Source organism: Nocardioides luteus (assembly GCF_014648595.1).
GTDB classification, from domain to species: domain Bacteria; phylum Actinomycetota; class Actinomycetes; order Propionibacteriales; family Nocardioidaceae; genus Nocardioides; species Nocardioides luteus.
This window is the reverse complement of sequence record NZ_BMRK01000001.1, coordinates 227,348-238,976: the sequence shown is the minus strand read 5'-3', so window position 1 is coordinate 238,976 and position 11,629 is coordinate 227,348. Positions and strand designations below refer to the sequence as shown.

The window sequence follows — 11,629 nt, the reverse complement described above, 5'->3', positions numbered from 1 at the left end:
TTGGAACCCCATCCTGCCCCGGCCACCTGCACCAGGAAAACGAAGGCTCACCTAACCTTTGGGAGGCGGTCACCCGCCTCAATCTCTTGACATCAAGATACACGATATCGAACGACAATTCGAATCACCCGGCGTGCCGAGTTGTGACCACCGCCGCTGACGGCGATCCTCGGATGCCGCATGATTGGTCCGTCCTGGCCCCGGGAGAACGGTTCCCGTCGAGGCCGCGAGTGATGCGAGGAGAGCGTTGAGCACCCTGATCGCCGTCGTCGCGCTGCTGGTCGCCACGGCCGCCGCCGCTGTCGCGTGGCGCCTGCAGCGCGCCAACAAAGCGCTGCGCGCCGAGACCATCGGGCTGATGTGGCGGCTCGAGCAGGCCGACCTCTCGGCCCCGCGCACCGCTCAGGCCGAGCTGCCGCTGGAGGACCGGCTGCTCAGCATCCGCATCCTCAACCCGCTCGAGCTGGCCTCCGCCCAGTCCAAGGCCGCCGCGATGCTCCACCGGGTGCGGCCCGCGCTGCTCTCCAAGATGGTCTACGACCAGGCCGCCGAGTCGCTGCGCGAGCGCCTCGCCGACGAAGGCGTCGTGGCGGAGGTACGCGTCCATGCTGGTCGCTAGCCTCGCTCTCCTCGGCGCGCTCGGCGCAGCCGTCCTCGTCGGCCGCGCCGCTGCCGAGCAGCGTCGGCTGGAGCAGGCGCTGCAGGACGTACGTCTCGGGGATCTGAAGGCACGCACCTCCCAGGCCGAGGCGGTCCGTGCCGCCGACTGGCTGAGCCCGATCACCGACCCGCTGACCGCACCGTTTGCGGAGGCGACCCGGTCGGTGGCCGGCGTGCTGGCGCGGGTGGTTCCCTCCTCGCGCCGCCGTCGCCGCGTGCTCGACGCGCTGCCGACCGCCGGGACGCGCGAGCTGCTCGGCATCGGGCCTCAGCTAGACGAAGCCCTCCTCGAGCGTCGCCAGCTGATCACCGACCTCTCCGAGGACCCGACGATGGCGATCCAGATGATCGAGGACGCCGGGCGCTGACCGTCGCATGGGGCCCCGCCGACGGCGAGCAGGCAACGTCGGCGGTCGAGACCCGCGGTCGAGATTCGCGGTCGCGACTCAGGGTTCCCGGACGAAGCTCGCACATTCGGGGCAGTCGTCGAGGTATCGATGGCGACACTCGGCCGTGTGTCGCAAGAACGTGATCGCTTGCCGCGTACGGGTGATCTCGCCTTCCAGGTCGTCGATCTTCGCCGTCACGATCGCTTGCGCGGCTGCCTTCTTCGGCGCCATGGCGGCGATCACCTCGGGCAGCGAGAGCCCCACCCGCCGGAGCTTCAGCACCGTGCGTGCTTGCTCGACAGCGCGGTCGTCATAGGTGCGATATCCGTTCCCGTCGCGGCTCACAGTGAGTGCGCCCACCTGTTCCCAGTGCCGCAGCACATGGGGCTCGACGCCGACCTCTGCGGCCACCTCACCGATCGTCCGCACCATCACACCTTGCCTTCATGTCGACATGAACCCTTAGCGTCCCGATCATGCCTGACACACCTGGCCCCGCGGGTTCTCGTCACCGTCCATCGATCCTCGTCACCGGCGCGACCGGCAACGTCGGTCGGGAAGTGGTCGATCGGCTCGTAGCGCTCGACACGCACGTGCGATGCCTGGTGCGGCGATCGCCCGGGCCGCGACCTGACGTCGACTGGCTGGTGGGTGACCTCACGGACCCCGCTGACGTACGTGCAGCGCTCCACGGGATGGACGCGGTCTTCCTGATCTGGCCGCTACTCGATGCCAGCCCGGCTCGGAAGATCCTCGCCGAGCTCGTCAGGACCTCGCCTCGCGTCGTCTACCTGTCGTCGACCGCCATCGACGACAGCGCACCTCAGCAGAGCGATCCGATCGTCCAGGTCCATGCAGAGGTGGAGGCCCTGCTGGATGAAGCCGGCCTGGATCCGATCGTGCTGCGCAGCGACACGCTGGCGTCGAACGCACGCGGTTGGGTGGCGCAGCTGCGCGTGACCGACGAGGTCGCCGGCCCAGACGTTCCGCGTACACCCGTGGTCGACGAACGAGACGTCGCCCGCGCCGTCGCCGCCGCACTGCTCACGCCGCGCGCCCACCTCGACGACGGCCCGTATCTCCTCACCGGCCCCGAAGCCCTCACCCGCGCCGAGCAGGTGGGTCGACTAGGTGCCGCGCTGCAGCGCCCGTTGCGTTTCCGGCCGCTCCCGGTAGACCAGGCGCGGGCGCGCATGCTCACTGACGGTCGGCCACAGCCCCTCGTCGAAGCACTGATCGCGGCCTCGACGCAGCGACCGGCCTCAACCCGCATCACCGATCATCTCCAACGCCTCACCGGGCGACCAGCCACCACCTTCGCCACGTGGGCCATCGAGCACGCTGCCGAGTTCCCCGCGCCTGCCCCTAGTCGAGCGACGCCAACCGCTCGCGGAGGCGGACCCGCTCGTCGTCGGTGAGCGGCACCTCGAGCTCCTCGAGGTAGGCCATCACCTCGTCGAGCCCGATCTCGCGGTGCTCGGTCTCCTGGCCCTCGCGGCGGATGGTGACCGTGTTGTGGGTGAGGCTGACGTGGCGGTCGGCGAGGAGCTTGGTGGTGATCAGCCGGTGACGGAAGTGCACCGTGGGGTGGGTGCTGGTGTAGTGGTGGCCGATCGCTACGTCGACGGGCACCACCAGCGCCTCGTCGTGGGTGTGCATGAGCTCCCAGCCGTCACCCTTGGCGCGCTCCAGCGCCCAGCCGAACTCCCCTCGCCGCACCCGGTGGGTGATGCCGCCCATCTCGTCGACCGCGCCGTCGACCAGCGGGATCGGCCGCCACACGCTCAGCCCGAACCCGGGGTCGGCCAGCAGCCGCTCGCCGCCGAGGTCGACGGCGGCCACCAGATGCGTACGTCCTGCGGCGGTGGGGTCGCCGACCCGGGCGAGGCGGCGCTCGACGGCGTAGCCGAGGCGGTCCAGGACCGCCGCGAACAGCGTGCCGTGCTCGAAGCAGTAGCCGCCCCTCCCCCGGCCGACGAACTTCGCCTGCACGTCGGGCAGGTCGACGCCAGGGTGCTGGTCGAGCAGCACGTCGATGTTGTCGAAGGTGAAGGTGCGCAGATGGGCGTCGTAGAGCTCCTCCAGCGCCTCACGTGAAGGGCCCGGCGGCTCGGTGCGGCCGATGCGCTCCAGGTAGGCGGGCAGGTCGAGCCGGTCGGTACCCCACAGGTCATCGCTCACGGGAGTAGCACAGCGCTGATCCGGTGCGGGCGCAACAGATATCCGACCACCGGGGCAACCAGGTCTCGACGAGATCGACCACCGGAGGGCCGCTTCAGCGGGTGAGCAGCGCGACGGCCTCGACGTGGTGCGTCATCGGGAAGAGGTCGAAGGCGCGCAAGGAGCGGAGGTGGTAGCCGTGCTCGGCGAAGATCGCGACGTCGCGGGCGAGGGCGGCGGGGTCGCAGGCGACGTACGCCACCTTGCGAGGGGCCCGAGCGGCGACCGCCTCGACGACCGCGCGACGCGCGCCCTCGCGGGGCGGGTCGAGGACGACGAGGTCGAAGGGGCCCGGCTCGAGGCCGCCGAGCACGGTAGCGACGTCGCCGGCGGACACCTCGGCGGCGGGGACGTTGCCGACCGAGAGGGAGGAGGCGGTCGGGTCGCCCTCGATGGCCACGACCCGTCCCGCCGGGCCGACGCGGTCGGCCAGGAAGGCCGAGAAGAGGCCGACGCCGGCGTAGAGGTCCAGGACAGACTCGCCGGGGGCCGGCGAGAGGGCGGAGAGCACGGCCGAGACGAGCGCTGTCGGGGCGCCGGGGTGGACCTGCCAGAAGCCGTCGGCGGCGACCTTGAAGGCGTGCTCGGAACCGTCGACGGCGACCTTCTCGACCACCGTGCCGGGAGCCGGCTCGCGGGCGTCGGGCGCGGCGATGAGGCAGTCGGCGATCGGGATGACCTCGTGGGAGCGGTACTTGCGCATCGCGCGGCCGCCGTCAGGCATCCGGGCGTAGCGCTGACGGGTGCGCCAGCGGAGGCCGTCGACGTCGCCGGGGACCGCCTCGACGCTGAGGTCGGCGACCAGCGGGTCGGTGGCGGCCAGGCCGCCGAGCCGCACCAGCTGCTCGCGCAGCACGCTCGCCTTCAGCTCACGCTGGGCGGGCAGGGCGACGTGCTGGAAGTCGCAGCCGCCGCAGAGGCCGGGGCCGGCGTAGGGACAGGGCGGAACCAACCGTTCCGGCGCCGGCTCGAGGACCTCGACGGCGTCGCCGCGCCAGAACCGGTCACCGGCACGCCCCTCGGTGATCTCGACGACGGCTCGCTCGCCGGGCAGGGCGTGGCGTACGAAGACCACCCGGGAGGCGTCCTCGATCTGCAACCGGGCGACGAAGTGGCCGCCGTGCGCGACCGGGCCGATCTCGACCTCGAAGCGCCGACCGGCGTAGGACTCGCCCTTGGCCGCCTTCGGACGTGGCCGACGGCCGCGGTTGCCCCGGCTCATCGACGGCCGCTTCCGCGGCGCAGGCCGGGGGCGAGCCAGTATTCGTCGCGCATCTCCTTGGCACGCTCCTTGCCCGAAGCCAGCTGGTAGGGAACCGAGATCACCATGACGCCGGGGGTGAACAGCAGCCGGCCCTTGAGCCGCAGTGCGGTCTGGTTGTGCAGGAACTGCTCCCACCACCGGCCGACGACGTACTCGGGGATGTAGACGGCCACCACACCACGCGGGTTGGCGTCCCGGATGGCCGAGGCGTACTCGACCACCGGCCGGACCAGCTCGCGGTAGGGCGAGTGGAGCACCTTCAGGGGCATCGGCAGGTTGCGCTCGTCCCACTGCTCCAGCAGCTCGGCCGTGTCGGAGTCGGTGGTCGAGACGGTCACCGCCTCGAGTGCGTTCGGCCGGGTGGCCTGGGCGAAGGCGAGCGCGCGCAAGGTCGGCTTGTGGAGCTTCGAGACGAGCACGATCGCGTGCACCCGGGTCGGCAGCACCCGGTCCTGCTCGTCGGCGGCGAGCTCGCGCGCGACGTTCGCGTAGTGGCGGCTGATGCTGCGCATCCCGGCGTAGAAGATCACCATCGCCAGGATCGCGATCCAGGCCCCGGCCAGGAACTTCGTGACCAGCACGACGACCAGCACCACCGCGGTCAGGCACAGTCCGACGGTGTTGATCAACCGCGAGCGCTGCATCCGCAGGCGTACGCCGGGGTCGCGGGTCGTGCGCAGCTCGCGGGTCCAGTGACGGATCATGCCGAGCTGGCTGAGGTTGAAGGAGACGAAGACGCCGACGATGTAGAGCTGGATCAACCGCGTCGTCTCGGCCTCGAAGACGAGGATCAGGACCATCGCCATGATCGCCAGGAAGGCGATGCCGTTGGAGTAGGCCAGCCGGTCGCCTCGGGCGCCGAGCGCCCGCGGGGCGTAGCCGTCCTTGGCCAGGATCGAGGCGAGCACGGGGAAGCCGTTGAACGCGGTGTTGGCGGCGAGCACCAGGATCAGGCCGGTGACGACCACGACCAGGTAGAACGCGGGCGGGAACCCGTCGAAGACCGCCCGCCCGATCTGCGCGATGGCCGGGTCCTGGACGTGGCTGTCCGAGAGCGGCACGCCGTCGAGCAGCAGCCGGTGCTGTTCGGCGGGGTCGACCATCCGGATGCCCATCTCGCGGGCCAGCACGATGACGCTCATCATCATGGTGATCGCGGCCAGGCCCAGCATGGCCAGAGTGGTGGCGGCGTTCCTCGACTTGGGCTTGCGGAAGGCCGGTACGCCGTTGGAGACCGCCTCCACGCCGGTCAGCGCCGCCGACCCCGAGGAGAAGGCCCGGGCGAGCAGGAAGGCCAGCGCCAGCCCGCCCAGCGGCTCCTCCCAGCCGGGCACGGGCGCGATGTCGAGCGAGGCGCTCTCGACCTTCGGCAGGTCACCGGTCGCCATCCGGACGAAGCCGGTGACCGCCATCGCGCCGATCGCGAACATGAACAGGTAGGTCGGGATCGCGAACGCGGTGCCGGCCTCGCGGATGCCGCGCAGATTCATCGCGGCGAGCAGGACGACCAGGCCCATAGCCAGCAGGACCTCGTGGCCACGTAGGAACGGGATCGCCGCCCCTGCGTAGTTGGCGCCCGAGGAGATCGAGACCGCGACGGTGAGGACGTAGTCGACGAGCAGGGCGCTGGCCACCGTCGTACCGGCCTTGTCACCCAGGTTGACCCTCGCCACCTCGTAGTCGCCACCGCCGGAGGGGTAGGCGTGCACGGTCTGCCGGTAGGATGCGATCACCGCGATCATGACCAGGACGACGACCAGCGCGATCTTCCAGGACCACACGTAGGCCGAAGCGCCGGCGACCGAGAGCATGATGAAGACCTCGTCGGGGGCGTAGGCCACCGAGGAGAGCGCGTCGCTGGCGAAAACGGGGAGGGCGATGCGCTTCGGCAGCAGCGTCTCACCGAGCTGCGAGCTGCGGAGCTTGCGCCCGATCAGGATCCGCTTGGATACGTCACCAACACCCACAACCGCAGACGCTACGGCACATCGCCGCTTCCGTGCGCTTTCGGATCAGCGTGAAGCGCGCCACCAGCGCGAACACGCCAACCCCGCGGGCGTACGCGACGCGACAGCCGGACGAGTGCAATCATGACACGGTGCACGTAGTGATCATGGGCTGTGGCCGTGTCGGCTCCACCCTGGCCAGGAGCCTCGAGGACCGCAACCACACGGTCTCGGTCATCGACCAGAACCCCGACGCGTTCCGACGCCTCGGGCCGGGCTTCAACGGCGACAAGGTCGCCGGGATGGGCTTCGACCGCGAGGTGCTGCTCAAGGCCGGCATCAAGCGCGCCGAGGCGTTCGCCGCGGTCTCCAGCGGTGACAACTCCAACATCATCGCCGCCCGGGTCGCGCGCGAGGAGTTCGGCATCCAGCAGGTCGTGGCCCGCATCTACGACCCCGGCCGCGCCGAGGTCTACCAGCGCCTCGGGATCAGCACCGTGGCGACCGTGAAGTGGACCGCCGACCAGGTGCTCCGCCGGCTCCTGCCGGCCGGTGCCGAGCCCGACTTCCGGGACATGTCCGGCAACATCCGCATCGACCAGGTGCTCATGCCCGAGTCCTGGGTCGGTCAGCGGACGGTGAAGTTCCAGCAGCAGTCCGGCAGCCGGATCGCCTGGATCGACCGGCTCGGCGAGGGTGTCCTGCCGGTGCGCGAGAGCGTCATCCAGGAGGGCGACGTGCTCCACATCGTGATGCGCGAGGAGAACACCGCGCAGGCCTACAAGACCATCAAGCACGGCCCCGAGGACGACTGACGATGAGAGTTGCTATCGCCGGAGCGGGCGCCGTAGGCCGCTCCATCGCCCGCGAGCTGATCACCAACGGCCACGAGGTGCTCCTCATCGACAAGAACCCGGGCTCGATCAAGCCCGAGCGGGTCGCCGACGCGGAGTGGCTGCTGGCCGACGCCTGCGAGCTCTCCTCGCTCGAGGAGGCGCGCCTGGACAACTGTGACGTGGTCATCGCCGCGACCGGTGACGACAAGGCCAACCTGGTCTGCTCGCTGCTGGCCAAGACGGAGTTCGGGGTGCCGCGTACGGTCGGCCGGGTCAACCACCCCAACAACGAGTGGCTCTTCACCGAGGCCTGGGGCGTCGACGTCAACGTCTCCACCCCGCGGATCATGTCCGCGCTGGTCGAGGAGGCCGTCACCGTCGGCGACCTGGTGCGCCTGTTCACCTTCCGGCAGGGCCAGGCCAACCTGGTCGAGATCACGCTTCCGGCCGACTCCCCCTACGTCGGCAAGCCGACCGGCCTGGTGCCGTTCCCGGAGAACTGCGCGCTGGTCACGCTGCTGCGTGACGGGCAGGTCTACGTACCCACACCCGAGCAGCCTCTCGAGCAGGGCGACGAGCTCCTCTTCGTCGTCCCGACCGAGAAGGAGGACGAGCTCGAGCGGCTCCTGGCTCCGAACGGCCACGGCGGCTGACCGCTCCTCAAGGCTCGTACGCAGCAACCCCTCGATCTCGGCAGGACATTCCTTGCGCTCACCCCTCCTCCAAACGCTTCGACCTGTCCGCGGAAGGCTGCTCGGCAGCCTGCTGCTGATGGTCGCCTCGACCGTCGCCGCGCTGGTGCCGCTGGTCGGAATCGTCGAGCTGGCCCGGATCCTGCTGCCGGCCGCGTCGGGCTCTGCGGTGGACGCCGAGCGCGCCTGGGTCGTGGTCTGGGTGAGCGTGGCGGCGCTGCTGGTGCGGCTGGCGACGGTGCTCGGCTCCTCGTGGCTCTCCCACGTCGCCGACCTGGACCTCTCGATCCACCTGCGCCGGCGGCTCGTGGCGCGGCTGGGCCGGGTGCCGCTGGCCTGGTTCACCGAGCGCAACTCCGGCACCGTCAAGAAGGCGGTGCAGGACGACGTCGCCGCGCTGCACCACCTGGTCGCCCACTCGGTCATGGAGCTGACCGCGGCGATCACGATGCCTGTGGTGGTGGCGGTGTATCTCTTCGTGGTCTCGCCGCCGCTCGCCCTGGTCACCCTGGTGCCGCTCGCGCTCGGGGTGGTCGGCTTCCGGATCTCGATGCGCGGCGCGGGTGCGCTCTACCGCGACTATGACGCCGGGCTGGCCGAGCTCGCCGCGGCGACGGTCGAGAACACCGGCGGGATCGCGGAGATCAAGACCTTCGGCGCGACCGGCCGGGCCCATCAGCGGCTGGCCGAGGTCGCGGTGCGGTTCGGTGGCTTCAACCGTGCCTGGATGCGCCACTCCGCTCTCGGGATGCTGCTCATGGAGCTCGCGCTGACACCTGCGCTGACGCTGGTGCTCGTCCTGGGCGCCGGGGTCTGGATGCTGCGCGTCTCGTGGATCACCGGGCCCGACCTGGTCCCCTTCCTCGTCCTCGGCCTGGCGATGACCGCGCCCGTCACCGTGGCGGGTTACGCCGCCCGCGAGCTGCGCGAGGCCACCGAGGCGGCCCGGCGGATCCAGCGGCTGCTCGCGGAGCCGGAGCTTCCTGAGCCTGATGATCTCGGCCCCGTGCCTGGCTCCGCTCGCGTCGAGTTCCAGAGCGTCTCCTTCGCCTACTCCCCCGGCTCACCCGCGGTGCTCCGCGACGTCGACCTCGTGCTCGAGCCCGGCACCGTCACCGCGCTGGTCGGCCACTCCGGCTCGGGCAAGTCGACGCTGGCCAAGCTCCTGCCCCGTTTCGCCGACCCCGTCGCGGGGCGGATCACGATCGGCGGGGTCGACCTGCGGGAGATGACGAGCGCTCAGCTCTACGCGCAGGTCTCCTTCGTCTTCCAGGACACCGGTCTGCTGCGTACCTCGATCCGGGACAACATCCGGCTCGCCCACCCGGAGGCGCCCGACGCGGACGTACGCCGCGTGGCGGAGGCCGCGCAGATCTCCGGCCGCATCGAGGAGCTCGCGCGCGGCTACGACTCGGTGGTCGGTGAGGACGCCCAGCTCTCCGGCGGCGAGCGGCAGCGGGTCGCGATCGCGCGGGCGCTGCTCTCCGACACCCCGATCCTCGTGCTCGACGAGGCCACGGCGGCCGCCGACCCCGAGTCCGAGGCGCTCGTGCAGCGGGCGCTGTCGCGCCTGGTCGCGGGACGTACGCTCCTGGTGATCGCCCATCGTCTCTCCACGGTCACCGCGGCCGACCAGATCGTCGTCCTCGACGAGGGCCGGGTCGCCGAGCGCGGCACGCACGCGGAGCTCCTCGCACGTGGCGGGCGCTATGCCCGGCTGTGGGCGGCCGATCAGCGCGCCCACCCGGTGGACGGCTGGGCCGACGATCGGGCCGAGGAGGAGTCGGCATGATCAGCATCGTCCGGCTGCTCGCCGCTCTGGTGGACCGTCCTCACCGGCGCCAGCTCGCCCGTGTGGTCGCGCTGTTCGTCACCACCGGCGTCCTCCAGGGTCTCGCCTTCGCCTGCGTCGTGCCGGTTCTCGACGCGGCCCTGCGCCAGGACTGGGACGCCGCGACCACCTGGCTGAGTGTGCTGTTGGGGCTCTTCGTCGCCCACCACGTGGCGCTGACGATCGGCAACCTGGACGGCTACGACCTGGCCTGCGACCTGCTCGACATCACCCTCGCCCGCCTCGGCGAGCACACGGTGCGGCTGCCGCTGGGCTGGTACGACCGGGACCGCACCGGGCAGCTGTCCCGGATGGCGTCGAAGGGCGCCACCGACATCGCCTCGGTGCCCGGACACCTGCTGCGGCCCCTGATCGCCGCGGTGGTCAGCCCGGTGACGGTGGTCGTGGCGATGGCGTTCTGGGAGTGGCGGCTGGCGCTGGCGCTGCTCGTGGGTGTCTGCGCCGTGCTGGCCGCCACCCGGCTGCTCGCGGTGATCGTCGGCCGCGGCGAAGGTGCCTACGACGCCGCGATGGCCGAGGGGTCGGCGCGGGTGGTCGAGTTCGCGCTCAACCAGCCCGCGCTGCGGGTCTTCGGGCGCACCGTCCACGGCAACGAGCTGGTCGAGGCCGCGCTGCGCGAGCAGAAGCGAGCGTCTCGGCGGCTGCTGGTGACCGGGTTCGGCGGCCTCGGGATCCAGCTGCTCTCGATCCAGGCCCTGCTCACCGTGGTGATCGCGCTCGCCGTCCACCTCAGCCTCGGCGGCACGCTCGCGCCTGCCGCGGCGATCGGGCTGCTCGTCCTGACCGTGCGGTTCGTGGAGTCGCTGATCGACTACGGCGAGCTCTCCAGCGCGCTGCGGATCGCCGAGGGGTCGTTGCAACGTGTGCTCGACGTGCTCGCCGTTCCGCCGCTGCCCGAGCCGGCCGCGCCGGGAACACCGGTCGGCAGCGGGATCGAGCTGAGCGGGGTCGGGTTCTCCTACGACGGGGAGACCCGGGTGCTCGACGGCGTCTCGCTGACCGCTCCGCCGCGCTCGCTGACCGCGGTCGTGGGGCCGTCGGGCTCGGGAAAGAGCACGCTGCTGCGTCTGGTCGCTCGGTTCCACGACGTCACGGACGGCTCGGTGAGGCTGGGCGGCGTCGACGTACGCGACCTCGGCACCGAGGCCCTGATGCAGCGCGTCTCGATCGTCTTCCAGGACGTCTACCTGTTCGAGGGCACCCTTCGGGAGAACGTGGTGATGTCGCGGCCGGACGCGTCCGAGGAGGAGCTGCGGGAGGCTGCCCGGCTGGCTCGGGTAGACGACATCGTCGAACGGCTCCCCCACGGCTGGCAGACCCGCATCGGCGAGGCCGGCTCCACGCTGTCCGGCGGCGAGAAGCAGCGGGTCTCGATCGCGCGGGCGCTCCTCAAGGACGCCCCGGTCGTGCTCCTCGACGAGGCCACCGCGGCCCTCGACGCCGAGAACGAGGCCGCGGTGCAGTCGGCCCTCACCGCGCTCGCCGCCGACCGTACCGTCATCGTCATCGCCCACCGGCTGCAGACCGTCGTCGCCGCCGACCAGGTCGTCGTCCTCGACGGTGGCCGGATCGTCGAGCGCGGCTCGCACGAGGAGCTTCTGGCCCGCGGTGGGCGCTACCTCGACTTCTGGCGCGAACGTACGCAAGCGGAGGGTTGGCGCCTCCTCGAACCCCCGCAGAGCCCGGAACGACGCGAAACACACGGCGCGTGAACATTGAACATCCCCAGGTCTGGCCTACGCTGGCGATGAGCCGCATCTCGTCAACCGC

At 71.0% G+C, this 11,629-nt stretch carries 11 protein-coding genes; 7 read left to right on the top strand and 4 right to left on the bottom strand.

The window, feature by feature from the left end:
• Window positions 1-247: 247 nt before the first annotated feature.
• The gene (locus IEY81_RS01145) at window positions 248-619 is read left to right on the top strand and encodes a hypothetical protein (RefSeq protein WP_189116601.1); all 372 of its coding nucleotides are present in this window, start codon (window positions 248-250) and stop codon (window positions 617-619) included.
• Complete coding sequence (locus IEY81_RS01140; protein WP_189116600.1) at window positions 606-1,028, top strand: hypothetical protein; 423 nt, start codon at window positions 606-608, stop codon at window positions 1,026-1,028. Before IEY81_RS01145 ends, IEY81_RS01140 begins: the two co-directional genes overlap by 14 nt.
• A 78-nt stretch (window positions 1,029-1,106) precedes the next feature.
• On the opposite strand, the gene IEY81_RS01135 is transcribed toward IEY81_RS01140, so the two are convergent.
• Window positions 1,107-1,478, bottom strand: a complete 372-nt coding sequence (locus IEY81_RS01135) for a MerR family transcriptional regulator (RefSeq protein WP_229787155.1) — start codon at window positions 1,476-1,478, stop codon at window positions 1,107-1,109.
• A gap of 47 nt (window positions 1,479-1,525) precedes the next feature.
• Between IEY81_RS01135 and IEY81_RS01130 the strand changes: the two genes are divergently transcribed.
• Window positions 1,526-2,467 carry an NAD(P)H-binding protein gene (locus tag IEY81_RS01130; protein ID WP_189116599.1) on the top strand — a complete coding sequence of 314 codons (942 nt, stop codon included), beginning with the start codon at window positions 1,526-1,528 and terminating at the stop codon, window positions 2,465-2,467.
• Here the strand turns inward: IEY81_RS01130 and IEY81_RS01125 are convergent.
• The 3 genes from IEY81_RS01125 to IEY81_RS01115 form a co-directional block, all read right to left on the bottom strand.
• Window positions 2,415-3,230, bottom strand: a complete 816-nt coding sequence (locus tag IEY81_RS01125; RefSeq protein WP_189116598.1) for an arylamine N-acetyltransferase family protein — start codon at window positions 3,228-3,230, stop codon at window positions 2,415-2,417. The genes IEY81_RS01130 and IEY81_RS01125 overlap by 53 nt on opposite strands.
• 94 nt (window positions 3,231-3,324) lie before the next feature.
• Entirely contained in the window at window positions 3,325-4,491 is a 1,167-nt protein-coding gene (locus tag IEY81_RS01120) for a class I SAM-dependent RNA methyltransferase (protein ID WP_189116597.1), read from the bottom strand.
• The gene (locus IEY81_RS01115) at window positions 4,488-6,500 is read right to left on the bottom strand and encodes an APC family permease (protein ID WP_189116596.1); all 2,013 of its coding nucleotides are present in this window, start codon (window positions 6,498-6,500) and stop codon (window positions 4,488-4,490) included. Before IEY81_RS01115 ends, IEY81_RS01120 begins: the two co-directional genes overlap by 4 nt.
• Window positions 6,501-6,631: 131 nt before the next feature.
• Between IEY81_RS01115 and IEY81_RS01110 the strand changes: the two genes are divergently transcribed.
• The 4 genes from IEY81_RS01110 to IEY81_RS01095 all read left to right on the top strand — a co-directional run bounded on the left by IEY81_RS01110 (window position 6,632) and on the right by IEY81_RS01095 (window position 11,571).
• Entirely contained in the window at window positions 6,632-7,294 is a 663-nt protein-coding gene (locus IEY81_RS01110) for a potassium channel family protein (RefSeq protein ID WP_189116595.1), read from the top strand.
• 2 nt (window positions 7,295-7,296) lie between these two features.
• Window positions 7,297-7,968, top strand: coding sequence for a potassium channel family protein (locus IEY81_RS01105; protein ID WP_189116594.1), 672 nt, complete (start codon window positions 7,297-7,299; stop codon window positions 7,966-7,968).
• Window positions 7,969-8,086: 118 nt separating this feature from the next.
• Window positions 8,087-9,799 (top strand): ABC transporter ATP-binding protein, encoded by a 1,713-nt coding sequence (locus tag IEY81_RS01100; protein WP_229787153.1) that lies wholly within the window; start codon window positions 8,087-8,089, stop codon window positions 9,797-9,799.
• A complete protein-coding gene (locus IEY81_RS01095) occupies window positions 9,796-11,571 on the top strand; it encodes an ABC transporter ATP-binding protein (RefSeq protein ID WP_229787151.1) in 1,776 nt (591 codons plus the stop codon). The genes IEY81_RS01100 and IEY81_RS01095 overlap by 4 nt, the downstream gene beginning before the upstream one ends.
• Window positions 11,572-11,629: the final 58 nt, after the last annotated feature.